Source organism: Achromobacter sp. ACM02 (assembly GCF_014851605.1).
In the GTDB taxonomy this organism is placed as follows: domain Bacteria; phylum Pseudomonadota; class Gammaproteobacteria; order Burkholderiales; family Burkholderiaceae_B; genus Achromobacter; species Achromobacter aegrifaciens.
In genome coordinates, this window is sequence record NZ_JACUZY010000002.1 from 489,247 (window position 1) to 513,267 (window position 24,021).

The 24,021-nt window shown below is 67.3% G+C and carries 21 protein-coding genes; 13 read left to right on the top strand and 8 right to left on the bottom strand.

Features of this window, described 5'->3' with window-relative positions; genetic code table 11:
- Positions 1 to 32 precede the first annotated feature (32 nt).
- A protein-coding gene (gene prfB / locus IB258_RS07130) for a peptide chain release factor 2 (RefSeq protein ID WP_119451233.1) occupies positions 33 to 1,137 on the bottom strand; the annotation gives its coding sequence in 2 pieces (ribosomal slippage) (positions 33 to 1,055 and positions 1,057 to 1,137; 1,104 coding nt in all).
- A gap of 257 nt (positions 1,138 to 1,394) precedes the next feature.
- Between prfB and IB258_RS07135 the strand changes: the two genes are divergently transcribed.
- Complete coding sequence (locus tag IB258_RS07135) at positions 1,395 to 2,705, top strand: MFS transporter (protein ID WP_125470689.1); 1,311 nt, start codon at positions 1,395 to 1,397, stop codon at positions 2,703 to 2,705.
- A 92-nt stretch (positions 2,706 to 2,797) separates the two neighbouring features.
- Here the strand turns inward: IB258_RS07135 and recJ are convergent, their stop codons facing one another.
- Positions 2,798 to 4,498, bottom strand: coding sequence for a single-stranded-DNA-specific exonuclease RecJ (gene recJ / locus IB258_RS07140; protein ID WP_119451235.1), 1,701 nt, complete (start codon positions 4,496 to 4,498; stop codon positions 2,798 to 2,800).
- Positions 4,480 to 5,424 (bottom strand): hypothetical protein, encoded by a 945-nt coding sequence (locus IB258_RS07145; RefSeq protein WP_192352330.1) that lies wholly within the window; start codon positions 5,422 to 5,424, stop codon positions 4,480 to 4,482. The genes recJ and IB258_RS07145 overlap by 19 nt, the downstream gene beginning before the upstream one ends.
- A gap of 178 nt (positions 5,425 to 5,602) precedes the next feature.
- On the opposite strand from IB258_RS07145, the gene IB258_RS07150 reads away from it, so the two are divergent.
- From IB258_RS07150 to IB258_RS07160, 3 genes are read left to right on the top strand one after another with little or no spacing between them, the layout of a single operon-like run.
- Positions 5,603 to 6,835 (top strand): lipoprotein-releasing ABC transporter permease subunit, encoded by a 1,233-nt coding sequence (locus tag IB258_RS07150; RefSeq protein ID WP_233564600.1) that lies wholly within the window; start codon positions 5,603 to 5,605, stop codon positions 6,833 to 6,835.
- A complete protein-coding gene (locus tag IB258_RS07155) occupies positions 6,828 to 7,517 on the top strand; it encodes an ABC transporter ATP-binding protein (protein ID WP_119451237.1) in 690 nt (229 codons plus the stop codon). Before IB258_RS07150 ends, IB258_RS07155 begins: the two co-directional genes overlap by 8 nt.
- 39 nt (positions 7,518 to 7,556) lie before the next feature.
- Positions 7,557 to 8,375 (top strand): TatD family hydrolase, encoded by an 819-nt coding sequence (locus IB258_RS07160; protein WP_054456160.1) that lies wholly within the window; start codon positions 7,557 to 7,559, stop codon positions 8,373 to 8,375.
- Positions 8,376 to 8,387: 12 nt separating this feature from the next.
- On the opposite strand, the gene IB258_RS07165 is transcribed toward IB258_RS07160, so the two are convergent.
- Together IB258_RS07165 and IB258_RS07170 are read right to left on the bottom strand one after the other, a co-directional pair.
- On the bottom strand, positions 8,388 to 9,779 hold the full coding sequence (locus IB258_RS07165) for an ATP-binding protein (protein ID WP_054456162.1): 1,392 nt from the start codon (positions 9,777 to 9,779) through the stop codon (positions 8,388 to 8,390).
- Positions 9,779 to 10,492 (bottom strand): response regulator transcription factor, encoded by a 714-nt coding sequence (locus IB258_RS07170; RefSeq protein ID WP_054456165.1) that lies wholly within the window; start codon positions 10,490 to 10,492, stop codon positions 9,779 to 9,781. Before IB258_RS07170 ends, IB258_RS07165 begins: the two co-directional genes overlap by 1 nt.
- Before the next feature lie 212 nt (positions 10,493 to 10,704).
- On the opposite strand from IB258_RS07170, the gene IB258_RS07175 reads away from it, so the two are divergent.
- Genes IB258_RS07175 through IB258_RS07195 form a run of 5 tightly spaced genes read left to right on the top strand, consistent with a single transcriptional unit; the run spans position 10,705 to position 16,482 of the window.
- The gene (locus IB258_RS07175) at positions 10,705 to 12,723 is read left to right on the top strand and encodes a ligand-gated channel protein (RefSeq protein ID WP_119451239.1); all 2,019 of its coding nucleotides are present in this window, start codon (positions 10,705 to 10,707) and stop codon (positions 12,721 to 12,723) included.
- A 42-nt stretch (positions 12,724 to 12,765) separates the two neighbouring features.
- Positions 12,766 to 13,716, top strand: a complete 951-nt coding sequence (locus tag IB258_RS07180) for a siderophore ABC transporter substrate-binding protein (RefSeq protein WP_192352331.1) — start codon at positions 12,766 to 12,768, stop codon at positions 13,714 to 13,716.
- A gap of 33 nt (positions 13,717 to 13,749) precedes the next feature.
- Positions 13,750 to 14,742 (top strand): ABC transporter permease, encoded by a 993-nt coding sequence (locus IB258_RS07185; protein ID WP_054456168.1) that lies wholly within the window; start codon positions 13,750 to 13,752, stop codon positions 14,740 to 14,742.
- Entirely contained in the window at positions 14,735 to 15,721 is a 987-nt protein-coding gene (locus IB258_RS07190; protein ID WP_175162182.1) for an iron chelate uptake ABC transporter family permease subunit, read from the top strand. The genes IB258_RS07185 and IB258_RS07190 overlap by 8 nt, the downstream gene beginning before the upstream one ends.
- The gene (locus IB258_RS07195; protein WP_119451240.1) at positions 15,718 to 16,482 is read left to right on the top strand and encodes an ABC transporter ATP-binding protein; all 765 of its coding nucleotides are present in this window, start codon (positions 15,718 to 15,720) and stop codon (positions 16,480 to 16,482) included. Before IB258_RS07190 ends, IB258_RS07195 begins: the two co-directional genes overlap by 4 nt.
- On the opposite strand, the gene IB258_RS07200 is transcribed toward IB258_RS07195, so the two are convergent.
- The 3 genes from IB258_RS07200 to IB258_RS07210 form a co-directional block, all read right to left on the bottom strand.
- Positions 16,479 to 18,563 carry a 5'-nucleotidase C-terminal domain-containing protein gene (locus tag IB258_RS07200; RefSeq protein WP_054456173.1) on the bottom strand — a complete coding sequence of 695 codons (2,085 nt, stop codon included), beginning with the start codon at positions 18,561 to 18,563 and terminating at the stop codon, positions 16,479 to 16,481. The two genes, IB258_RS07195 and IB258_RS07200, sit on opposite strands and share 4 nt — an antisense overlap.
- Positions 18,564 to 18,679: 116 nt before the next feature.
- The gene (thiM, locus tag IB258_RS07205; protein ID WP_192328522.1) at positions 18,680 to 19,498 is read right to left on the bottom strand and encodes a hydroxyethylthiazole kinase; all 819 of its coding nucleotides are present in this window, start codon (positions 19,496 to 19,498) and stop codon (positions 18,680 to 18,682) included.
- Positions 19,499 to 19,513: 15 nt separating this feature from the next.
- Positions 19,514 to 20,245 (bottom strand): GntR family transcriptional regulator, encoded by a 732-nt coding sequence (locus IB258_RS07210; protein WP_088141226.1) that lies wholly within the window; start codon positions 20,243 to 20,245, stop codon positions 19,514 to 19,516.
- Between the two features lie 217 nt (positions 20,246 to 20,462).
- Here IB258_RS07210 and IB258_RS07215 point away from each other — a divergent pair, with 217 nt between their 5' ends.
- Genes IB258_RS07215 through IB258_RS07230 form a run of 4 tightly spaced genes read left to right on the top strand, consistent with a single transcriptional unit; the run spans position 20,463 to position 24,010 of the window.
- On the top strand, positions 20,463 to 21,332 hold the full coding sequence (locus tag IB258_RS07215; protein ID WP_192352332.1) for a fumarylacetoacetate hydrolase family protein: 870 nt from the start codon (positions 20,463 to 20,465) through the stop codon (positions 21,330 to 21,332).
- The gene (locus IB258_RS07220) at positions 21,325 to 22,323 is read left to right on the top strand and encodes an ornithine cyclodeaminase family protein (protein ID WP_054456180.1); all 999 of its coding nucleotides are present in this window, start codon (positions 21,325 to 21,327) and stop codon (positions 22,321 to 22,323) included. The genes IB258_RS07215 and IB258_RS07220 overlap by 8 nt, the downstream gene beginning before the upstream one ends.
- Before the next feature lie 59 nt (positions 22,324 to 22,382).
- Positions 22,383 to 23,483, top strand: coding sequence for a cupin domain-containing protein (locus tag IB258_RS07225; RefSeq protein WP_192352333.1), 1,101 nt, complete (start codon positions 22,383 to 22,385; stop codon positions 23,481 to 23,483).
- 35 nt (positions 23,484 to 23,518) lie between these two features.
- Positions 23,519 to 24,010, top strand: coding sequence for an aromatic-ring-hydroxylating dioxygenase subunit beta (locus tag IB258_RS07230; RefSeq protein ID WP_054456184.1), 492 nt, complete (start codon positions 23,519 to 23,521; stop codon positions 24,008 to 24,010).
- Positions 24,011 to 24,021: the final 11 nt, after the last annotated feature.

The following is a 24,021-nucleotide window of genomic DNA, read 5'->3' on the forward strand; positions in this document are numbered from 1 at the left end:
TCTGGATGCGTTGAGGGGGAGTATCGCGAAACTTAGATGCCTTGCTTCAGGCTGGCCTGGATGAAGGGATCCAGGTCGCCGTCCAGCACTTTCTGCGTGTTGGAAATTTCAACGTTGGTGCGCAGGTCCTTGATGCGGCTCTGGTCCAGCACATAGGAACGGATCTGATGGCCCCAGCCCACGTCGGTCTTGGAGTCTTCCAGCTTCTGCTGCTCGGCCATGCGGTTGCGCATCTCGAGTTCGTAGAGCTTGGACTTCAGCATCTGCATGGCTTCGGCGCGGTTGCGGTGCTGCGAACGGTCGTTCTGGCACTGCACCACGATGCCGGTGGGCATGTGGGTCAGACGCACCGCCGAGTCGGTCTTGTTGATGTGCTGGCCGCCCGCGCCGGACGCGCGGTAGGTGTCCACGCGCAGGTCGGCGGGGTTCACTTCGACTTCGAAGGATTCGTCGACTTCCGGGTAGACGAAGACGCTGGCGAACGAGGTGTGGCGGCCGCCCGAGGAGTCGAACGGGCTCTTGCGCACCAGGCGGTGCACGCCGGTTTCGGTGCGCAGGTAGCCGAAGGCGTACTCGCCTTCGATCTTGATGGTGGCGGACTTCAGGCCCGCCACGTCGCCTTCGGATTCTTCCAGCACTTCGGCCTTGAAGCCCTTGCGCTCGGCGTACTTCAGGTACTGGCGCAGCAGCATGGAGGCCCAGTCCTGCGCTTCCGTGCCGCCGGCGCCCGCCTGGATGTCCAGGAAGCAATTCAGCGGATCGGCCGGATTGGAGAACATGCGGCGGAATTCCAGCGCTTCCAGCTTTTCCTGGAAGGCGTCGGCGTCCTGCTCGATGGATTCGAGGGTGGCGTCGTCGTCGTCGGAGGCGGCCATTTCGAACAGTTCGTTCGAGTCGGACAGGCCCGTACCCAGCGCCGTGAGCGTTTCCACCACGTCTTCGAGGGCTTTCTTTTCACGGCCCAGGTCCTGGGCGTGCTTGGGGTCGTTCCAGACCGCCGGATCTTCGAGCTCGGCGTTTACGACTTGCAGGCGTTCAGCTTTGGCATCGTAGTCAAAGATACCTCCGTAGAGCCTGTTCGCGCTCCGCGTAATCGGCGAGGCGGGCTGCGAGCTGGTTCTGACGTTCGGCTTCCATGATGATCCTGTCCTGATGACTTTTGTGCGAAACCAAACATTTTACCGTGCTTGGGCCAAGTGCGCGGCCGCGTTGGCGGGAAGGGGGACGGATCGCGAGCAGGCGGTTTCCCGGCGTGGACCCCAAGTTGTTCAGTTTTTTGTCAAGTCAGCGGTTCTAGGCTGCGTATAAGCGGTCCAGCCGTTCCTGATCGGGATGACCGGGCCGTAAAGGCGCCGGCGCAGCCGGCCTATCCCGACAGAGGAATGGAGACATAGATGGAAAATGCGATGGCCCCCGGGGTTTCGCCGGCGATCCCGGCGTCTGAGGAAGACCGGATCTACCGCAAGGTAGGCTGGCGGCTGGTGCCGCTGCTGGTGGTTTGCTACGTCGTGGCCTACCTGGACCGCGTGAACGTGGGTTTTGCCAAGCTGCAGATGCTGCAGGAGCTTCAGTTCAGCGAGACCGTGTACGGGCTGGGCGCGGGCATCTTCTTCATCGGCTACTTCATTTTCGAAATTCCCAGCAACATCATCCTGCACAAGGTGGGGGCGCGGATCTGGATCGCACGCATCATGATCACCTGGGGGATCATCTCCGCCTGCATGATGTTCGTGACCAGCGTGCACATGTTCTACATCCTGCGCTTCCTGCTGGGCGCGGCCGAGGCCGGATTCTTTCCGGGCATCATCCTGTACCTGACCTACTGGTACCCCGCGGCGCGGCGCGGCCGCATCACGACCTTCTTCATGACCGCGGTGCCCATGTCCGGGCTGATCGGCGGGCCGATCTCCGGCTGGATCATGAGCACGTTCCATGGCGACCATGGCCTGTCGGGCTGGCAATGGCTGTTCCTGCTGGAGGGCATACCGTCGGTGCTGATCGGCGTGCTGGTGCTGATTTATCTGGATGACCGCATCAATAAGGCCAAATGGCTGACCGCCACGGAAAAGGCGGTGCTGATCCGCAATATCGCGGCCGAGGAACAGCAGAAGGAAGACCCGCCGATCCGCGCCGCGCTGGCCAAGCCGCGCGTCTGGGCGATGTCGCTGATCTACTTCTCGTTCGTGATGGGGCTTTACGGCGTGGGCTTCTGGATGCCGACCCTGATCAAGGGCACAGGGGTGCAGAGCCCGCTGGCCATCGGTCTGCTGACGGCGGTTCCCAACCTGTTCGCCGTGATCGGCATGATCCTGATTTCGCGCAACTCGGACCGCCACCGCGAACGCCGCTGGCACGTCGCGCTGCCCGCGCTGTTTGGCGCGCTGGGCCTGCTGCTGTCGGCGGTCTGGAGCGGCAATACCGTGCTGGCGATCGCTGCGCTGACGGTGGCGAACATCGGCATCTGCACGGTGCTGCCGCTGTTCTGGAGCCTGCCCACCGCCTTGCTCGGCGGCACGGCGGCCGCGGCCGGCATCGCGCTCATCAATTCGGTGGGTAATCTGGCGGGTTTCGTCAGCCCGTACCTGGTGGGTTGGCTGAAGGACATGACCGGCACCACCAACACCGGCCTCTACATGCTGTCGGGCTGCCTGGTGGTGGGGGCGCTGGTGGCCCTGGCGCAGCCGGCGAAGCTGGTGAACAAGTAGGAGGGAGCGCGCGGCCTGAGACGAGAGTTCAGGCGCCCGCCGCGCGCAACCCTACGCGGGTCGCGGCGGGCTCGCTTACATGGCGGGCCTTGTTAGCCCGCGTGCTCGATCACCAACTGCACCGACACCATCCCGTTCCACACGTTCTGCTCCAGCCGGTATGCCGCCTGGATGTGTTCGGGCAGCGACTGGTCGTGGCCGAACCAGATCGCGTCGAAGCGCTGGTGGCCGCGCTCCAGCGATAGTTTCAGGTGCTTTTCCCCAACCAGGCGCTGGTTGCGCACCACGAACTCGTCCAGGAACAGCGGCGCGGCGAAGCCGGCGCCCCAGACCTGCTGCTGCAGCATGCCGGCCACGTCGGCGTTGGCGTAGCCGGTGTCCAGCGAGCCGTCGGTCTCGATCACCGGCTCGAAGGTGTCGCGGCCCGTCAGCTCGCGCACGGCGGCGTCGAACGCGGGGGCGAAGGCCGCGAAGTCGTTGCGGCCCAGCGTCAGGCCGGCCGCCATGGCGTGGCCGCCGAACTTGCGGATCAGGTTGGGATGGCGCTTGGACACCAGGTCCAGCGCGTCGCGCAGGTGCACGTCGGGAATGGAGCGGCCGGAGCCGCGGATTTCATCGTCGCCGGCGGGCGCGAAGGCCAGCGTGGGGCGCCAGAATTTTTCCTTCAGGCGCGAGGCCACCAGGCCTACCACGCCTTGGTGCCAGCCCGGATCGAACACGCAGACCGTAGCGCCGGCGGCAGCGTTCGGCTCTTCCATGGCGGCCAGCGCCTGTTCGCGCATTTCGGCTTCGATGGTGCGGCGCTCGCGGTTGATGTTGTCGAGCTCGCGGGCCATTTCCAGCGCCTGCGCCTCGTCGTCGGTGGTCAGGCAGGCGATGCCCAGGCTCATGTCGGCCAGGCGGCCGGCCGCATTGATGCGCGGGCCGAGCGCAAAGCCCAGGTCGAAGCCATTGGCTGCGCGCGGCTCGCGTCCGGCCACGGCGAACAGCGCGCGCAGCCCGGGCTGCAGGCGGCCCGCGCGCATGCGTTGCAGCCCTTGGGTGACCAGCAGGCGGTTGTTCGCGTCCAGCTTGACCACGTCGGCCACGGTGCCCAGGGCCACCAGGTCGGACAGCGCGTCCAGGCGCGGGCCGCCATCGGCCGCGTAGACGCCGCGGCGGCGCAGCTCGGCGCGCAGCGCCAGCATCATGTAGAAAATGACGCCCACGCCCGCCAGGTTCTTGGACGGAAAGCCGCAGCCCGGCTGGTTCGGGTTGACGATGGCCAGGGCCGCCGGCAGCGTGTCGCCCGGCAAGTGGTGGTCGGTGATCACCACGCCGATGCCGGCCTCATTGGCCGCGGCCACGCCGTCCACGCTGGCGATGCCGTTGTCCACGGTGATGATGATGTCGGGCTTGCCGGCGCGGTGCCGGACCGCCAGCTCGACCACGGCCGGCGACAGGCCGTACCCGGTTTCGAAGCGGTTGGGCACCAGGAAGTCCACGTCGGCGCCCATGGCGGACAGCGCGCGCAGTCCGACCGCGCAGGCGGTGGCGCCGTCGCAATCGTAGTCGGCCACGATCAGCAGCTTCTTGCCTGTCTGGATGGCGTCGGCCAGCACGCCGGCGGCGTGGTCCGAATGCGTCAGGCCGTTGGGCGGCAGCAGCGACTTCCAGGCGAGCTGGGTCTGATCGGGATGGGTGACGCCGCGGGCGGCCCACAGGCGGGCCAGCAGCGGGTGGATGCCCGAGGCTTCCAGGATGCGGCAGGCTTGCAGGTCGGGCGTGCGGACGGTTAAGCGGGGTGAGACCACCAGGCGCTCCAGTTTTTCTTGGGCGCGGGCAGCAAGCCGAGCAGGCCCCCGCGCGGTTTCAGGGTGAGGGCGACCTTGCGGTCGTCGCCCAGCAGCAGCAGTTCGGCGGGCGCGGCCGGCAGGCCTTGCTTGCCGGCCAGCGGGCGCAGATGCTGTGCGTCCAGCGCGGCCAGGGCGTCCAGCCAGGCGGCCCAGTCGCCGGCCCGCTGGGGGGCGTCCAGGTTGCTGTAAACCTGCGCCGGGGTTGGCTGGGACTGCGTCCAAGGTTTGCCGCCGCCATACAGCCACAGCGCATTGACCGGAGGCAGGCCGCGCGCCGCGCGGGCGTCGTTGACCGGGTGTTCGTGCCAGGCCATCTGTATTTCATTGAGCAGCCGGCGCCACGGGCGCGCTTCCGCGTCCTGGCGCCACCAGTCGTTCAGGCGCTGTCCGGCCACGGCCAGCGGGCTGGCGGTCTGCGGCCGCAGGCCCTCCGGCAGGCGCAGGCGCCAGCGTTCGGGCGAGAGCGCTTGGACCTCGAAGCCCGTGTCTTCGAACAGGGGGCGGGCGGTGTCCAGCAGAGCAGCCGTTTCCTCGGCGCGCAGTTCCATCTGGCCGGGGTCCAGCAAGGCGGCCTGGTCCGTGCCCAGCGCCAGGTGGACCAGTTCGGCCAGCCAGACGGGGCCATCGCCGCCGGTTTGGGCGCCGGCCAGCAGCGGACCCAGTCCGGCGCCGGGCGGCAGGCCCGCTTCGGGGACGTAGCCGGCGCGGGCCAACTGCCAGGCTTCGTAGGGCGTACAGCCTTGGACGCGCACGTCATGGGCCTGGGGCCGGGCGGCGCCGGCCTGGAGCCAGCCGTGCAGCGTGGGCGCGCGTTCGGGCAAGAGCTTGGCCAGTTCGGCGGCGACGGGAAGGGCGGGCAGGGCGCCCGGAATGACGATCAGCATGGGCGCGATTGTAGTCCGCGCGGGCCGCGGGAACTAAGCGGCGTCCGCCACTGCCATAGCTTGAAACGCCTGGTCTCGGAACCGCACATCCGCGGGGCGGAATCCAGGCGGTTAATGCCATAATGCGCTCGTGCTGAAAATACCCTACGAACTATGGATAGGCGCCCGCTATGCCGGGTTGGCCCGAATCCGCCAGCGACGCGGCCGCCGCGATCGCTTCATCTCCTTCATCGCCGCCAGTTCCATGGCGGGCATTGCGCTGGGCGTTGCCGCCCTGATCGTGGTGCTGTCCGTGATGAACGGCTTCCAGAAGGAAGTGCGCGACCGCATGCTGTCGGTGCTGCCACACATCGAACTCTACATCCCCGGCGCGGCGCCGGAGCGGGTGCTGGAGAGATGGCAGGAGTTCGCTTCCGCCGCCGAGAAGAATCCCGCCGTCAAGGCCGGCGCTCCGTTCGTGGCGGCGCAGGGCATGCTGGTGCGCGGGCAGGCCTTGCGCGGCGTGCAGGTGCGCGGCATCGATCCGCAGACCGAAGGCAATGTGTCGGACCTGCCGCGCCAGATGGTGTCGGGCAAGCTCGCCGACCTCAAGCCTGGCAGCTTCGGCGTGGTGCTGGGCAATGAACTGGCCGACGGCATGGGCGTCAAGCTGGGCGACACGCTCCTGATGATGGCGCCGCAAGGCTCGATCAGCCCGGCGGGCTTCACGCCGCGCATGCGCCAGTTCACCGTGGTGGGCGTGTTCTCGTCCGGCCACTACGAATACGATTCTTCGCTGGCCTTCGTCGACGACGAGGACGCCGCCCGCGTGTTCCGCGACAGCGGCACCGCCGGCGTGCGCCTGCGCATCGCCGACATGCAGCGCGCGCCGGAAGTGGCGGCCGAATTGCAGAAGGTGCTGCCGCCCTACATGATGGCCAGCGACTGGTCGCGCAACAACCGCACCTGGTTCGCGGCGGTGAAGACCGAAAAGCGCATGATGTTCCTGATCCTGGCGCTGATCGTGGCCGTGGCCGCGTTCAACCTGCTGTCGTCCCTGGTCATGGCCGTGAAGGACAAGCAGTCCGACATCGCCATCCTGCGCACGCTGGGCGCGGGACCGCGAGAAATCGCCCGCATCTTCCTGGTGCAAGGGGCGCTGATCGGCGTGATCGGCACGCTGCTGGGGGTCGCGGGCGGCATCCTCATTGCCTATAACGTGGACGTGATCGTGCCGTTCATCGAAGGTCTGCTGGGCGTGCATTTCCTGCCGCGCGAAATCTATTTCATCAGCGCCTTGCCGTCGGATCCGCAGATGGGCGACATCGTCACCATCGGCGTGACCTCCCTGGTGCTGTCGCTGCTGGCGACCCTGTACCCCAGCTGGCGCGCCTCGCGCCTGCAACCCGCACAGGTGCTGCGCCATGACTGACATGCTGACTCCCGCGCTGCAGGCCGACAACATCGTCAAGGTCTACGACGAAGGCCCTGCGCGCATCGAAGTGCTGAGCAACGTCAGCCTGACCGTGGCGCGCGGCGAAATGGTCGCCATCGTCGGCGCCTCCGGCTCCGGCAAGAGCACGCTGCTGCATATCCTGGGCCTGCTGGACGTGCCCACCAGCGGCTCGGTTTCGGTGGACGGCCAGCTTGCCGTCGGGCTGTCCGAGGCCCGCAAGAGCGCCGTGCGCAACCGCAGCCTGGGTTTCGTCTACCAGTTCCACCACCTGCTGCCGGAGTTCTCGGCGCTGGACAACGTGGCGATGCCGCTGATCGTGCGCCGTGAAAGCCGCGACAAGGCGCGGCAAGCCGCGCACGAGGTCCTGGGCATGGTGGGCCTGGCCGCGCGCGAAGGTCACTTCCCGGGCCAGCTGTCCGGCGGCGAACGGCAGCGCGTGGCGCTGGCGCGCGCCCTGGTCACGCGGCCCGTCTGCGTGCTGGCCGACGAGCCCACCGGCAACCTGGACCGCCACACGGCGCACAATATGTTCGAACTGCTGACGCGGGTGAACCAGGAGTCCGGCACGGCGTTCGCCATCGTCACGCACGACCCGGAACTGGCCGCCCGCGCCGACCGCCAGCTGCTCATGGAAAACGGCCGCCTGGTTTCGGGTTAAGGCGCGCCGGGGGATAATCCGGGCAAGGAGGTCGCGCCCATGCTGATCGATACCCATTGCCACCTGGATGCCGCCGAGTTCGACGCCGACCGCGAGCAAGTCGCCGACGGCGCCTGCCAGGCAGGCGTGCAGTCCATTGTGATTCCAGCGGTCGAACGCGCCAATTTTTCCGCGGTGCGCGAGCTGGCCGGCAAGACGGCCGGCGGCGCCTATGCGCTGGGCATCCATCCGCTATACGTCCAGCGCGCCAGCGACGCCGATCTGGAAGCGCTGCGCGCTGCCGTCAAGGATGCGCTGGGCGATCCTCGCTTCGTCGCCATCGGCGAGATTGGCCTGGATTTCTTCGTTCCCGAAATAGCCTCCGGCGAACCGCGCGAGCGCCAGGAGCGCTTCTACGCTGCGCAACTGGCGCTGGCTGCCGAGTTCGGCCTGCCGGTGCTGCTGCACGTGCGCAAGTCGCAGGACATCCTCTTGAAGTACCTGCGCCGCCATCCGCGCATCGGCGGCATTGCGCACGCCTTCAACGGCAGCGCGCAGCAGGCGCAGGCATTCATAGACCAGGGATTCGCGCTGGGCCTGGGCGGCGCCATGACCTATGAGCGCGCCTTGCAGATACGCCGCCATGCGGTAGACGTGGACCTGGCGCACCTGGTGCTGGAAACCGATGCGCCGGACATCCCTCCGGCCTGGCTGCATCCGCCGCATCGGCGCAATGCGCCTGCCGAACTGGTCCGCATCGCGGCCACGTTGGCGGAATTGCGTGGCATCACGCCGGCGCAGGTGGCCCATGCCACCACCGCCAACGCCATGCGGGTATTGCCGCGGCTGCCGGCCGCGATCCTGGCCGACGCCGACTGATCGACCCTGGCTTCAGCCGTTCAGGCGCGGCAGTTCCAGCCGCACGCTCAGCCCCTGTGGCGAAATATTGCGGGCCGACATCCTGCCCTTGTGCGCGGCCACGGCGGCCTGGGCAATCGACAGGCCCAGTCCGGCGCCGCTGCCCGGCTTGCGCGCGCCCGAGGCGGTGCGATAGAAGGGCTCGAACAGCGATTGCAGCTCTTCGGCGGCCACGCCGGGCCCATGATCCTCGATCTCCAGGCAGGCTTCGTGCGCGTTCGACAGCAGGCGCACGCGGATCGCGCTGTGCGCGGGCGCAAAGCGCAGGGCGTTGCGCAGTACGTTCTCGATGGCGCTGGCCAGGCTGCAGCGGTCGCCGACCAGGGGCACGGGCGCATGTTGGCTCCACTCTATGCGGATCTGCCGGCCGCCAGCCTCAAAGCGTGCATCCTCGACGACGTCCGACACGAGTTCGGCCAGGTCCAGGGTGTCAGTAGGCACGGGCAGGGCGCCCAGGCGCGCCAGCCGCAAGGTGTTGCCGACCAGCGCGTCCAGGCGTTCGCATTCGAGTTCGATGCGGTCCAGCTGCAGATCCTGGCGCTCGTCCTTGCGCCGCGCGAGCTCCGCCGCCAGCCGCAGCCGTGCAAGCGGCGAACGCAGTTCGTGTGCGATGTTGTGCAGCAGCTGTTCGCGCGTGTCGACCAGCGCCTTCAGTCGGTCGGCCATGGCGTCGAAGTCGCGCGCAAGCTGGCCCAGTTCGTCCTTGCGTCGGGCCAGCTTGGCGGGCGTGTGCGCATCCAGCCGCCCGGCGGACAGGGCATGCGTGGTCTGGCGCAACTGCGCCAAGGGCGCCGTCACGTGGCGGCTCAGGGCCCAGCAGAACGGTGCGGTCACCGCCAGCGCGAACAGCACCAGGGCCAGCGCCACGGGCGACAGGGCCAGCACTTCCCAATGCGATGAATCGAACGGCAGGAACAGCAGCAACAGCTGCGAACCATCGGGCAAGACCAGCTTTTGCGGTTCCCACCAGGAAACGCGCTCGCCGGTGGGGTCGGCGGGAAGGTAGTCGGCTTTCGGCGAACGGTCCGGCCCGGCGCGGAAATCGCTCAGCCAGTCTTCCATGCGGGCGGGCAGCCGCCGGCCCAGGATGTCCTTGTCCTGGGCGTCCATGACGTAGATCTTCAGCGCCGAGTAGCGCCGGTCCATGGCTTCGACCCAGCGTTCCAGGCCATCCACGCCCTCGCTGCGGGCGATCTGCGCAGCATCGCGCGTGAGATTGCCGGGATTCAGGCCATCCAGGGAATTGAAGCGGTACCAGGCGACCGCGGCCGTCAGCACCATGCCGCAGACCAGGATGACGGCCATCGCACCCCAGAAGGTCAGGAAGGCGCGTCCGAATAGCGAGCGGGTGGGCAGCCAGGCCATCAGTCAGCGCCCGCCAGCACGTAACCCAGGCCGCGCAGGTTGCGGATCGCCAAGGTCTCGGCGCCGCCGTCGCTGCGCAGCTTCTTGCGCAGCGAGCTGATGTGGGTGTCGATGCTGCGGTCGTAGCGGTCCGGCTTGCGGCCCAGCGCGTACAGGCCGATCTGGTCGCGCGCGACCACCTGGCCGGGCGTGCGCATGAGGATTTCCAGGATGCGCTGTTCGGCGCCAGTCAGCGGGATTTCACTGTCGCCCATCCGCAGCACGCCGGTGGCGGCGTCCAGCGACACTGCGCCCAGCGCCAGGGCGGGGCGGGCCGTGTCCGGCACTTCCTCGAAACGGCGCAGCACGGCCGTGATGCGGGCCTTGAGTTCGCGCGGACTGAAGGGCTTGGCCAGGTAATCGTCGGCGCCGAACTCCAGGCCCAGCACGCGGTCCGTCTCGCCGCCGTGGGCGGTGAACATGATGACCGGCCGGCGCGAGCGTTGGCGGTATTGCTTCAGCAGATCCAGCCCGTTGCCGTCGGGCAGCATCAGGTCCAGCAGCACCAGGTCGTAGTCGTCCTGAGCCAACAGGGCCAGGCCCTGCGTGCCGCTATGCGCCAGGGTGAGCTGGCAGTGACCGGGTTCCAGGTACTCGCGCAGCATCTGCGCAAGCTCGACATCGTCGTCAATCAGCAGGATGCGGCGAGTCGCCGGTGCGTGGGAAAAAGGCATGCGTGTCGTCGGTTCTGCATCCGGCAGTTTGGCTTATGGCCGCGGGCCGGAGTGTCAAGAAGTTCAAAGAAGATAAAAGTTGCGGAAAGCGTGTTGCTGGCTCCCGGCAGGTCCAATTCTAATATGAGAATGGTTTTCATTAATAAATACGGGGCAGGACGGACGCCGCACGCGGGGTGGGGCGCGGGCCTGGGACGGGAGAAACTGGAATCATGAGCAGCAAAGAATTGGTCGCCGGCCGGCGCGGTCCGGGTTCGCGCACGCAGTTGGCGGCAGCCCTGTGCGCAGCGGGTTTCGGCGTGGCGCAGCCCGCGTGGGCGCAGAGCGCCGACACCGCAAAGACGCTGGATACCGTGGTGGTGACGGCCTCGGGTTATGAACAGCAGATCCAGGATGCGCCGGCATCGATCAGCGTGATCACCCGCGAGGACCTGGACAAGAAGTTCTACCGCGACATCAACGACGCGCTGGTGGACGTGCCAGGCGTGATCGTCACCGGCGGCGGCGATCGCCAGGACATCAGCCTGCGTGGCATGGGCCCCAAGTACACGCTGATACTGATCGACGGCAAGCGCCAGAACTCGCGCGAGACCCGCACCAACTCGGACTCCACGGGCGTCGAAGGCGGCTGGACCCCGCCGCTTTCCGCCATCGAGCGCATCGAGGTGGTGCGCGGCCCCATGTCCTCGCTGTACGGCTCGGACGCCATGGGCGGGGTGATCAACATCATCACGCGCAAGGTGCCTTCGGAGTGGGGCGGCGAGATCCGCCTGGACACCACCATCCAGGAAAGCAACAAGTCGGGCGACATCTACCAGGGCAACTTCTACCTGTCCGGCCCGATCAAGACGGACCTGCTGGGCCTGCAGATCTACGGCCAGGCCACGCAGCGCGACGAAGACGACATCGTCGACGGCTTCCGCAAGCGCAACTCGGAAAGCGTCACGGCCAAGCTGGCGCTGACGCCCAACCGCGACCACGACATCGTGCTGGAAGCGACCACCATGCGCCAGAAGCTGCACGAAACGCTGGGCAAGACGGTCGAGCCGCTGCCGCCCGGCCAGGCTTGCGGGCGCAATGGTTGCCCGGCCTCGTCCGATACCGACTACCGCAGCAACAAGTGGGCGCTGTCGCATACCGGACGCTGGGGCTGGGGCGTGTCGGACAGCTATGTGCAGCAGGAAGAGTTCGACAACCGCTCGCGCCAGATGAAGATCAAGAACCTGGACATCCAGACGAGCTGGACCTTGCCCCTGGGTTCGCACATGCTGACCCTGGGCGGCAGCTACCTGAGCCAGCGCTTGAACGACCAGACCGGCAACCAGCTGGCCAACGGCCCCAGCAAGGTGGACCGCTACCAGTGGGCCTTGTTCGCCGAAGACGAATGGCGCCTGACCGAGACCTTCGCCGTCACCACCGGCCTGCGCATGGACGAAGACGAGAACTTCGGCACGCACTTCAGCCCGCGCCTGTACGGCGTCTGGCACATGGCCGACCGCTGGACCCTGAAGGGCGGCGTGTCCACCGGTTTCCGCGCGCCCGACCTGCGCCAGACGGTGGCGGGCTGGGGCCAGGTCAGCCGCGGCGGCAATATGTACGGCAACCCGGACCTGACGCCCGAGAAGTCGGTGACCGAGGAAATCGGCATCCTGTATGACGACGGCGAAGGCTTCAACGCCGGCCTGACGATCTTCAACAACGACTTCAAGGACAAGATCACCCGCGTGGCTTGCCCGGCGACCCAGTGCACGGACGGCCCGAACCAGTTCGGCTCGGACCCGACCACCTACATGAACGTGGACAAGGCCAATTCGCGCGGCGTGGAAGCCAACCTGAAGCTGCCGCTGTCGCGCGACTGGTCCCTGACCAGCAGCTACACCTTCACCAAGTCGGAGCAGAAGTCGGGCCAGTACAAGGGCCAGCCGCTGAACCAGCTGCCCAAGCACCTGTTCACCACCACGGTGAACTGGCAGGCCTCGGACGCGCTGCAGGCATGGGCGCGCCTGAACTACCGCGGCAAGGAAAGCCAGCCCATCACCGGCCCCTCGTCCTCGTCGGTGGTCGCGCCTTCCTACACGTTCGTGGATCTGGGCGGTTCGTACCAGGTGAACAAGACGGTGGCGGTGTACGCCGGCATCTACAACCTGTTCGACAAGCAGGTCACGTACGACGACTACGGTTACGTCGAGGACGGCCGCCGCTACTGGCTGGGCGTGGGCGTCAAGTTCTGAGTTTGAAAGGGCGCTTGGCGCCCGCAACATGAAGAGGTACGCATGAAGAAGCAAATGCAGGCAGGCCGCGTCCGGCGTTGGGCGATGCAGGCCGGGGCCGCGCTGGTCCTGGGCGCCGCCACGGCGGTATGCGCCGCGCAGGCGACGGTGCCGGTGAAGCACGCGCGCGGCGAAACCGCCGTGCCGGCCAACCCGGCGAAGACAGTGGTGATGGACCTGGCCGTGCTGGACACCCTGCATGCGCTGGACGTAAACGTGGCGGGCGTGCCGACGGTGGCCAAGTGGCCGCCGCAGCTCAGCCAGTATGCCGATCAGCGCTACCTGAAGGTGGGGTCGATGTTCGAGCCCAACTACGAGGTGATCCACGCCGCCGCGCCGCAACTCATCTTCGTCGCGGGCCGCTCCGCGCCCAAGTACGACGAGCTCGCCAAGCTGGCGCCCACCGTGGACCTGACGGTCAATGCGAAGGACCTGGTCGGCAGCGTGACGCGCAACACCGAAACGCTGGCCGCCATCTACGGCAAGCAGGCTGTCGCCAAGACCAAGCTCGACGCCCTGCGCGCTTCGATCGCGGACCTGAACGGCAAGGCGGCCAACGCCGGCACCGCGCTGATCGTGCTGACCACTGGCGGCAAGATGAGCGCCTACGGTCCGGGTTCGCGCTTCGGCGTGATCCACGACGCCTTCGGCATCAAGCCGGCGACGACGGGGCTGAGCGTGTCGAACCACGGCCAGGCGATCTCGTTCGAGTTCATCGCCCAGACCGACCCCGACTGGCTGTTCGTGATCGACCGCGACGCCGCCATCGGCCGTGAAGGCGTGTCGGCCCAGCGCATGCTGGACAACGAGCTGGTGCGTCCGACCAAGGCCTGGAAGAACAAGCGCGTGGTCTATCTGAACGGCTACAACTGGTATCTGCTGGGCAGCGCGGGCCTGACCGCCATGCAGCAGAACGTGGACGAGATCGCGGCCGCGCTGGCCGCGGGCAAGTAAAGCCTGATGCGTGAGCGGCGGGAGTAATCGCGGGTGAGTTGGCGGCAGTCGATAGGCGGTTGGGGCGGGCTGGCGGCGGCAGTGGGCTTGCTGCTGGCCCTGTGCGCGGCCAGCGTCAGCCTGGGCGCGGGGCAGCTCAGCCTGTCCGCGCTGTGGGGCAATGGCGACGAGGCCGAGCGCGCCTGGCGCCTGCTGATGGTCAGCCGCATTCCCCGCACGCTGGCCTTGCTGCTGGCCGGCATGTCGCTGGCGGTGGCGGGGCTCATCATGCAGATGCTGGTGCGCAACCGCTACGTCGAACCCACCACGGCCGGCACCGTGGAGTCCGCCACACTGGGCATACTCGTGGTCACGCTGCTGGCGCCGGATACGCCCGTGATCGGCAAGATGCTGACGGCCACGGGCTTTGCGCTGGCGGGCACCCTGCTGTTCCTGGCGCTGCTCAAGCGCGTACCGCTGCGCACGCCCTTCATCGTGCCGCTGATCGGCCTGATCCTGGGCGGGGTGATCCACGCCGCCACCACCTTCGTCGCCTACCGCTACGACCTGCTGCAGTCGCTGCACGCCTGGACCACGGGCGATTTTTCCGGCGTGCTGCGGGGACGTTATGAACTGCTATGGATAGGCTTCGGCCTGGCCTGCGCGGCTTACGCGGCGGCCGATCGCTACACCGTGGCCGGCATGGGCCGCGAGTTCGCCGCCAACCTGGGCTTGAACCATGCGCGGCTGACGCTGGCCGGACTGCTGATCGTGTCGGCGATTTCGGCCGTGGTGGTGGTGACGGCGGGCGGCATACCCTTTCTGGGCCTGATCGTGCCCAACGCCGTCAGCCTGGTGCTGGGCGACAACATGCGTCGCTCCATTCCCTGGGTGGCGGTGCTGGGCGGCGTGTTCGTGCTGGCCTGCGACGTCATCGGCAGGCTGGTGATCCATCCCTACGAGATTCCCATCGGCACTGTGGTCGGCGTGCTGGGCAGCATCCTGTTCCTGTGGCTGTTGCGCACGCGGAGGAACCGGCTTGGCTGAACTCGCCATCTCCGCGCCGGCGCCGGTCCGTGCGCCGCAAACCTGGCGTCTGTGGCTGCTGGGCGCTCTTGCGCTGACCTGCGCCATCGCCTTCATGACGCTGGGCGCCAACGGCCAGTGGTCCTTCGTGATTCCGTTCCGCGGCGCCAAGCTGGCGGCGATGCTGCTGGTGGCCTATGCCGTGGCGGTGTCGTCGGTGCTGTTCCAGACGATCACCCACAACCGCATCCTGACGCCGGCCATCATGGGCTTTGACGCCCTGTACCTGCTGATACAGGCCGTGGTGGTGTTCGGCTTCGGCCAGGCGGCCACGGCCGCCAGCCATCCGGTGGCCGCCTTCCTGCTGGAGGTCGGCGCCATGACGGCGTTCGCCTGCCTGCTGTTCCGCTGGCTGTTTTCGGACGCGGTGCGCAGCCTGCACCTGATGATGCTGGTGGGCATCATCTTCGGCCTGTTGTTTCGCAGCCTGTCCAACTTCGTGGTGCGGCTGATCGACCCCAATGAATTCCTGGTGTTGCAGGACCGCATGTTCGCCAGCTTCAATACCGTGCGTGTGGGCCTGTTGCCGATCGCGCTGGCCGCGGTGTGCGCGGCGTCGCTGCTGGTGTGGCGCATGCGGCGGCGCTACGACGTGCTGGCGCTGGGCCGCGACATTGCGGTGAACCTGGGCGTGGACTATCGCCGCACGCTGATGCTGACGCTGGCCGCCATCGCGGTGCTGGTGTCGGTGTCCACCGCGCTGGTGGGGCCGGTGACATTCTTCGGCCTGCTGGTCAGCAACCTGGCCTATCAGGCCATGGGGTCCGACCGGCACCGCCACACGGTTCCAGCGGCCGTGCTGCTGAGCGTGATCTTCCTGGTGGGCGGCCAGACGCTGCTTGAACGCGTGCTGGGCCTGAATACCACCGTCAGCGTGGTGATCGAATTCCTGGGCGGGCTGATGTTCCTCGTCCTGATCCTGCGCAGGGGGCGCCGATGATAGAGATCCAGCAAGTCAGCAAGCAGTACGGCGACAGCGTGGTGGTCGACGACGTCAGCCTGTCGCTGCCCGCGGGGGGCGTGACGGCCATCATCGGTCCCAATGGCGCGGGCAAGTCCACGCTGCTGTCCATGGTCAGCCGGCTGCTGCCGATGTCGGCGGGCCGCGTGCTGGTCGAGGGGCTGGACGTGACCCGGGCCGACAGCCGCGAACTGGCCCGCCGCCTGGCCATCCTGCGGCAGGATAATCACTTGCCGTTGCGGCTGACGGCGAGGGACCTGGTCGCGTTCGGCCGCTATCCGCACACGGGCGGCCGCCTGACGCTGGACGACAAGGCCCACATCGACCGCGCCATCGCCTACCTGAACCTGGAGCCGCTGGCCGACCGCTACCTGGACGAGATGTCGGGCGGGCAGCGCCAGCGCGCCTTCGTGGCGATGGTGCTGTGCCAGGACACGCGCTACGTCCTGCTGGACGAACCCCTGAACAGCCTGGACATGAAGCACGCGGTCGCCATGATGGGCACCTTGCGGCGCGCGGCGGACGAGCTGGGCAAGACGGTGGTGCTGGTGCTGCACGACATCAACTTCGCGTCCACATACGCGGACCGCATCGTGGCGATGCGGGCGGGGCGCATCGCGCATCAGGGGACTCCGGCCGAACTGGTCCGGCCGGAGGTCCTGAGCGAACTTTACGAGCTGCCGATCGAGGTGCACGAGATCGGCGGCCGGCGCATCTGCGTCTACTACCGCCAGCCTTAGCGGCTGAGGTCCACCGCGTAGCGCGACAACTGGGTCACGGAGTCGGGCGTGGCGTCGTGCACCGTGACGTTGTCCACGCCATGCGCCGCGGCCATGGCCAGGGTGCCCGGCACCGACGAAAACACCACCGGGCCGGCCAGGGCGCCCACCCGCGCAAAGCGCCAGCTGCGGTCCAGGCCGTAGGTCGCCAGATCCAGGTCCGGGTGCTTCCTGATGTAGCTGATCAGCACGTCGCGGCTGGCGTCCGGGGCTTGCAGCACGATGTCTCCCTTGCCGCCGGCCAGGCCGGGGAAGTCGCCGCCGCCGCTGGCGCGGTAGTTGTTCGTGACCACCAGGAACTGCGCGGCAGGATCTAGCGGCGCGCCCTGGTACGTCAACTTCGTGATGCGCGAGCCCTTGGGGCGGGTGACGTCGATTTCATACCGCAGGGCATTGCCCGCGGCATACAGCACGTCGAAGTTGAAGGTCGGGAAGCCCGTGTCGATCAGGTCCTGCGGCGCGACCTGGCCCGGGTCGATCTGCCTGAACTGCTCGGCAGTCTTCTCCAGCCACTGGCGCACGATGTCGCCGCTGACCCGCACCACTTGCAAGGTGTTCGGGTACAGGTAGAGATCGGCGGCGTTATTGATGGCGATGTTGCCCTGCTTTACGTAGGTGAAGTCGCCCGGACCGTTGCGTCCGCCCTTGAAGGGCGCAGCCGCCGACAGGATGGGCAGGGCGGCGTATGACGGCTTGTTCTTGGCGATGTAGTCCGTCAGATAATCGATCTGCGCCATGTTGACGATCTGCAGCGCCGACACGTCGCCCGCCAGCGCGTAATAGGTCGCCATGTCGAACCGGCTCTGGCCGATGGGCGTTTTGACATAGGAAATGGTGGCGGCGTGTTCTGCCTGCACCAGCTGTTGCACGGCGGCATCGGGTTCGACGTAGGTCGCGGGCGTGGCGCCGTTCTGCGCGGTCAGGCGCGTGGAGATACGCTGCACGCGCGTGGCGTCCTTCTGCACCTGCCAGCCTTTGTCATAGGCAAGCTTGAGCGTGATCTGGCCGAGGTTGTTGCCCCATTGGCCGGCCTGCACCGTCGGCACGCCGTTGATCAGGCCTTTCTCCAGATTTATGCCGGGCTGGCCCGCGAATTGCGACTTGGCATTGGTGTCGGGGAACAGCAGGTGCTGGTGGCCGGTGATCAGCGCATCGATACCGGCCACCTGGCTCAGGTAGCCGGCGCCGTTCTCCATGGCCGGGCTGTACTCGGTGAGCATGTCGATGCCGCCATGCGCCAATGCCACCACCAGGTCCGCGCCGGCCGCGCGCATTTCCGGCACGTAGCGCTGCGCCGATTCCTTCCAGCCGGCGACTTCCACGTGGCCTTCCAGATTGGCCTTGTCCCATTGCAGGATGGGCGGGGGCGCAAAGCCGATCACGCCGACTTTCAGCGCGACCTCGATCTGCTTGCCGTTGGGGTCGGTGGCCTTGAAGGTCTTGTTCAGCAGGACCCAGGGCTTGAAGATGGGCTGTTTGCTGGCGGCGGACACCACGTTGGCGGAGACGAAGGGAAAGCCCGGCGCCGCGCAGTCCTTGGCGCCGGCGGAATTGGTCTGCGCCGTGCCCTTGCCGATGCCGGCCAGCCCGAAGTCCGTATTCGTGACTTGCGACAGGAAGGGCAGGCCGTAGTTGAACTCGTGGTTGCCCAGCGTGGCCGCGTCATAGGCCAGCAGCTTCATCTGCTTGTAAATCGCCAGCATGTCGCTGCATTGCACCGGCGCCACCAGCGCCTGGTAATCGGACAGGGCCGTGCCCTGGATGGTGTCGCCGTTGTCGAACAGCAGGGTGTTGGCGTTCTCTTTGCGCGCATTGGCGATCAGCGTGGCCGTGCGGTCCACGCCGTAGCTTTTGTCCTCGGCCAGCTTGTAGTAGTCGTAGCCCAGCACGTTGGCATGCAGGTCGGTGGTGCCGAGGATGGCCACGTCCAGCGTGGAACCCTGGGGCACGCTCGCCTGCGGCGGCGTCTGCGGCGCGTCATCGTCGTCATCATCGCCGCCACAGGCGGCCAGGCCCGCCAGCAGCGCGGCGCTGGCGGACATCGCAAGGATCTTTCCTAGATTCGGCTTCACCGTCTTTCCTCCGGGTTTGAAGGAAAGAAATTCTGGGGACAGTGTGTGACCCGCCCGTGACATGAGCGGATGCCGCGGTGTCCCGCCTAGCGCAGCGGCGATTCGCCGCTGAGGTCGTCCGCATCCAAAGCCGCCAGCGCATCCAGGAAGCGCCACGCGAAAGATCCGGGTCCTTCCGCCTGTGCGCCGGCGCGCCGCCCGGCGATGGCGAAGCACGACAGGGCGGCGACTGCCGCGGAAAACGGGTCAGTCCTGGATACTGCGGCGCAGGCGCCTACGGCCGCCGTCAGCGCGCAGCCGGTGGCTGTGACGCGCGGCATCAAGGGCGAGCCGCCCACGATGCGGACGGCGCGCGTGCCGTCCGTGACGTAGTCGGTCTCGCCCGTCACTGCCACAACGGTTCCGCGGTGGGCGGCGATGGCATGCGCGGACTGCTCCGCCTGCGAGACCGCGTCGCGCGAGTCCACGCCCTTACTGGCGCTTTGGCCGCCGGCCAGCGCGATGATCTCCGAGGCATTGCCGCGAATGATGGCGGGCCGCAAGTCCAGCAGGCGCTGCACAGCGTCGCGGCGGAATGCGGTGGCATGGTGCGCCACCGGATCCAGCACCCAAGGTATGCCGGCTTCGTTGGCCGAGGCGGCGGTCAGCAGCATGCTGTCCAGCCAGGGCGAGGACAGGGTGCCGATGTTGATCACGACCGCGCCGCAGACGCGCGCGAACTCGGGCGCTTCCTCTTGCGCGTGCACCATGGCGGGCGAGGCGCCCATGGCCAGCAGCACGTTGGCCGCGGTGTTCATGGAAACGAAATTGGTCAGGCACTGCACCAGCGGCGCGTCGCGGCGCAGGGCGGCGACCAGGTCGCGCGAGATCAGCGCCTGGGTGGAAAGGTCAGGAATGGATTGCATGCCGTAGGGTCCTGTTTATGCGCTGACGTCCGACAGTCCAGGCTGCGCGGGCAGGGCGCCGCGCAGCGATTCCAGCAGCACGCGCTTGTTTTCGCGGCTGCGGTAGGCGTGTTCGCGCATCAGGTTTTCGGCGCGCACGGCCTCGCGGCGCGTGATGGCGCGCAGCAGGTCTTCGTGGTCCGCCTGCGCGCGCAGCACGAACGGCGTTTCCAGCAACGACGGCGTGGACGGCAGGGTCAGCGCGGCCGGGCCGGCCAGCGGCGTCTTGTTGTTGTGTTCCAGCGCTGACAACAGCGCGCGGTTGCCCGCGGCTTCGCACAGGATCTCGTGAAAGCGCCGATTGATCTGCCCCCAGGCGCGCGCATCCACCGTGGTATTGGGATCGCGGCGGGCGGGCGCCAGCAGCGCGCGTCCTTCTTCCACCGCTTGCGACAGGCGGTCCAGCACGTCCTGCGAGGCGCCGCGCTCGGCCAGCAGGCGGGCGGCCATGCCCTCGAGCACGCCGCGCACGTCCACCGCGTCGCCGATTTCATCCACCGTAAACGCCCGTACCCGGAAACCGCGCGAAGGCAGCCGTTCCAGCAGGCCCTCTTTTTCCAGCTCGGTCAGGGCAATGCGCAACGGGGTGCGCGACACGCCCAGGCGCGCTGAAAACTGCAACTCGACCACGCGTTCTCCGGGTTGCAGGACGCCCGAAAGCACCATGTCCCGGAGTTCGGAAATGACTTTATCGATTTGTGCGGCCATAGAGAGGAGGGGGCTGGTTCCGGTCTGTGAGGGCTTTCAGTGTACCGTCAAAATTGCATGCAATAGTCAAGAAAAAAAACCTTTATGACCTTGCGATTTATCAAAATTGCATGCAATAATTCGGAAAAACAGCGATTCAAGCGCGGTTGAAGCGATAAATGCATGCAAAGAAATCCGTCAATGCATGCCATGCGCCGCCGCAAGCACAGGAGACAACATGAAGCTCGTCAGCTTCGTTCAGGCAGGCCGCAGCGCCTGGGGCGCGGTGCGCGGCGCCGAAGTCGTGGCGCTGACTCAGGTCTGGCCCGACATGGTCGCGGCGCTGGAGGCAGGGGTGGAACAGATTGCGCGCGCCGCAGAGACGGCCGGCCAGCCCTGTATGCCCTTGGCCGGGCTGCGCCTGCTGCCGCCAGTCGTGGCGCCGCGCAAGATTCTCTGCGTGGGCCTGAACTACGGCCGCCATGTGGCCGAGGCCGGACGCGAACTACCGGCGCACCCCTCGCTGTTCGCGCGCTTTGCAGACAGCTTCGTCGGCCACGGCGAGGCGGTGTGGAAGCCGCAAGCCTCCGATCGCTTCGATTACGAGGCCGAACTGGCCGTGGTGATCGGCAAAGGCGGCCGCCATATCGCCGCCAAGGACGCCCTGGCGCACGTGGCTGGCTACACCTGCATGGCCGAGAACTCCGTGCGCGATTTCCAGAAGCACAACGCGCAGGTGACGCCGGGCAAGAATTTCGAGCGCAGCGGCGCGCTGGGTCCCTGCCTGGTCACCGCCGACGAGATCGGCGACCCGGCCGGCCTGGAAGTCATTTCCCGCCTCAATGGCGAGGTCATGCAGCACGGCCAGGTGTCCGACCTGATCTTCCCCATCCCCGAGCTGATCGCCTACATCAGCAGCTTCACCCGTCTGTCGCCGGGCGACGTGATCGCTACCGGCACGCCCGAAGGCGTGGGCTCCAGCCGCAAGCCGCCACGCTTCATGAGCGCCGGCGACACGCTGGAAGTCGAGATTCCCGGCATCGGGACGCTGGTCAACACGGTGGCGGACGAGCCCGCCGCCGACGAACAAGGAGACGCGCATGTCTGATGCGCTGCGGTACCTGACGGAACGGGACGTGGTCTCGGTCCTGGATATTCCCAAGGCGATCGAAGCCCTGCATGCCATGCTGGTCGCGCAAGGGCGCGAACAGGCGCGCAACCTGCCCAAGGCGCTGGCGACCTGGGGCGACGGCAGCTCGATGCATGCATTGGGTTCGGTGCAGACCGGCGCCGGCGGCTACGCGGGTTTCAAAACCTGGGTCCATACCAAGAGCGGCGGAGGCTCGCTGTTCAGCCTGTTCGACGCCGAGTCGGGATTCCTGCGCGCCGTAATCGAGGCGCGCGCGCTGGGCATGCTGCGCACCGCGGCGATCAGCGGAGTCGCCACGCGCGCGCTGGCGCCGGCCGACGCCGCCTGTGCCGCGCTGATCGGCACTGGTCCGCAGGCCGTCACCCAATTGGCCGCGCTGGCCGCCGTGCGCGACCTGCGCCGCGTGCGCGTCTACAGCCCCACGCCGGAGAAGCGCCGCGCCTTTGTCGCCAGCGTGCAAGGCAAGTATCGATTCGAAGTCGAGGAAGCGGCCAGCCTGGAACAGGCGCTGGCCGGCGCGGAGATCGTCACCTTGATCACGCGCGCCGTCGAGCCTTTCGTGGATGCGGCCATGCTGGCCGACTGCAGGCACCTGAACGCCGTCGGCGCGATCCTGCCGGCCAAGGCCGAATTCGCGCAGGACGTGTTCGAACGCGCGGACCGCGTGGTGGTGGACGACCTGGAGAACGCCCGCCGCGGTTCGCGTGAACTGCGCGAACGCTTTGGCGCCGACGGCGCGCCGTGGCAGGGCGTGGCGGTGCTGAGCGACTTGCTCGCCGCCGGCGAGGGCCGCCCGCAAGGCGCGCGGCTGACGATCTTCAAGGGCATGGGCATGGGCCTGTCCGACCTGGCGATGGCGCGCGTCGTGTACGAGCACGCCCGCGACCACGGCCTGGGCGTGGCGCTGCCGCCCCAGACCCGCGAGAACCTGCTGCTGGCGCAGCCCTGATACCGAATTCGCATAACCGTACAGCCGGCGCAGGGCGCCGGCGGCAAGAGGAGACATACATGTTCGTAGACGTCAGCGGCGCCAGTCCGCGGGAACAAAACAAATGGCCGTCCATCGTCATCCCCAAGGAGGATATCGATCTCGAGATTGCGCGCCTGACCGACGCGCCCCGGCCGGACAACGGCCGCCGCGCCTCCCTCATCGTGCACCCGGAAGCCACGGCGCCGGGCCTGGGCCTGGCCCCGGGAACGGACGTCACCATCAACGTGGTCAATCCGGGCGAAAGCACCTTCAACCTGCGCAAGAACTCCAACATGCTGGAGATCTGTATCAGCGGCGAGGGCGTGGCCACGGTGGCCGGGCGTGACATCCGCGTCGGGCATTGGGACGTCTGGAACACCCCCGCCATGCAGGTGCATTCCTATCGCAACGAGGGCAAGACGCCCTGGGTGCGCCTGTCGTATTCCAACGCGCCGCTCTTGGAAAAGCTGGAGATCCACTACGTCGAGGAGTTCGAGGGCAGCGTGCCGCCGGCCGACGCCAACACCAAGCCGGTGCCGCCGCGCGCGCCCGACGCGGCCCGTTCGCGCGACCTGGCGCTGCGCGAGCAGATCACGCCCGACGGCGCCTGGCTGCTGGGCTATGAATGGCTGATCGACATCGACGTGCTGGAATCCAAGGCGCTGCATTGGCCCTGGGCCGCGGTGTCGCGCCAATTGCCCAGCGTCGAGGACATGGCGCGCGGCTACAACGGCCGTCGCCTGTTCGTGCTGTACAACCCGGCGACCGAACGCCGCATCGGCACCACGCACAGCTTCTTCGCGACGATTTCCTCGTCGCCGCCGGACAACCACCATGTGCCGCACCGCCACAGCTCGTCGGCCATCAACTACTACCTGCGCGGCAACGGCTACAGCAAGGTCAACGGCACGCGGCTGGACTGGAAGGCGGGCGACCTGATCCTGTCGGCGCCGGGCTGGGCGATGCACTCGCATCACTCGGGCACGGAAACCACCTCCGCGCTGACGGTGCAGGACCATCCGCTGCAGATCGCCATGGAGTCGCTGATCTGGCAGGAGCGCATGCAGGAACCCATCCTGGCGCTGGGCAGCCAGAGCGGTTTCGAGAGTAACCGCGCGCAGCTGGCCGCGGCCCGATAGGACGCGATTTCCTAGAACCGATACCTGGATCCGCAATGACCATGACCGAGCTTTCCGATACCCCGTCGCTGCGCGCGCGCCTGCGGGACTTCTATGACGATTACGCCTACTGCCTGGACGAAGACCGGCTGGAGGACTGGCCAGCATTTTTCACCGAAGACTGCCATTACCGGGTGCTGTCGCGGGAGAACCATGACGCCGGCCTGCCCCTGGGCCTGATCTATTGCATGAACAAGAACATGGTGCGTGACCGCGTTACGGCCTTGCGCGAAACCACCATGTTCGAGCCGCGTTCGCTGCGTCACTTCATCAGCGGCGTGCGCGTCCTGGAAGTGCAGGGCGACCACATCGTGGCGCAGGCCAACTTCGCCGTGATGGAGTCGCTGTCCGACCGCGAGCCCACCTTGAACATGGTGGGCCGCTATCTGGACGTGGTGCGCGTAACGCCCGAGGGCCTGGCTTTCAGCCGCCGCGATTGCGTGTACGACAACTACCGTGTGCGCACCTCGCTCATCGTTCCCATCTGAATCCGCCCCGA

Excerpts from the sequence above, each read along its gene's own strand:
- IB258_RS07175 (WP_119451239.1), top strand. The coding sequence starts at position 10,705 with ATGAGCAGCAAAGAATTGGTCGCCGGCCGGCGCGGTCCGGGTTCGCGC.
- thiM (WP_192328522.1), bottom strand. The coding sequence starts at position 19,498 with ATGCAATCCATTCCTGACCTTTCCACCCAGGCGCTGATCTCGCGCGAC.
- IB258_RS07225 (WP_192352333.1), top strand. The coding sequence starts at position 22,383 with ATGTTCGTAGACGTCAGCGGCGCCAGTCCGCGGGAACAAAACAAATGG.
- IB258_RS07215 (WP_192352332.1), top strand. The coding sequence starts at position 20,463 with ATGAAGCTCGTCAGCTTCGTTCAGGCAGGCCGCAGCGCCTGGGGCGCG.
- IB258_RS07180 (WP_192352331.1), top strand. The coding sequence starts at position 12,766 with ATGAAGAAGCAAATGCAGGCAGGCCGCGTCCGGCGTTGGGCGATGCAG.
- IB258_RS07210 (WP_088141226.1), bottom strand. The coding sequence starts at position 20,245 with ATGGCCGCACAAATCGATAAAGTCATTTCCGAACTCCGGGACATGGTG.
- IB258_RS07195 (WP_119451240.1), top strand. The coding sequence starts at position 15,718 with ATGATAGAGATCCAGCAAGTCAGCAAGCAGTACGGCGACAGCGTGGTG.
- IB258_RS07165 (WP_054456162.1), bottom strand. The coding sequence starts at position 9,779 with ATGGCCTGGCTGCCCACCCGCTCGCTATTCGGACGCGCCTTCCTGACC.
- IB258_RS07230 (WP_054456184.1), top strand. The coding sequence starts at position 23,519 with ATGACCATGACCGAGCTTTCCGATACCCCGTCGCTGCGCGCGCGCCTG.
- IB258_RS07170 (WP_054456165.1), bottom strand. The coding sequence starts at position 10,492 with ATGCCTTTTTCCCACGCACCGGCGACTCGCCGCATCCTGCTGATTGAC.
- IB258_RS07145 (WP_192352330.1), bottom strand. The coding sequence starts at position 5,424 with ATGCTGATCGTCATTCCGGGCGCCCTGCCCGCCCTTCCCGTCGCCGCC.
- IB258_RS07200 (WP_054456173.1), bottom strand. The coding sequence starts at position 18,563 with ATGTCCGCCAGCGCCGCGCTGCTGGCGGGCCTGGCCGCCTGTGGCGGC.
- IB258_RS07220 (WP_054456180.1), top strand. The coding sequence starts at position 21,325 with ATGTCTGATGCGCTGCGGTACCTGACGGAACGGGACGTGGTCTCGGTC.
- IB258_RS07160 (WP_054456160.1), top strand. The coding sequence starts at position 7,557 with ATGCTGATCGATACCCATTGCCACCTGGATGCCGCCGAGTTCGACGCC.
- IB258_RS07135 (WP_125470689.1), top strand. The coding sequence starts at position 1,395 with ATGGAAAATGCGATGGCCCCCGGGGTTTCGCCGGCGATCCCGGCGTCT.
- IB258_RS07155 (WP_119451237.1), top strand. The coding sequence starts at position 6,828 with ATGACTGACATGCTGACTCCCGCGCTGCAGGCCGACAACATCGTCAAG.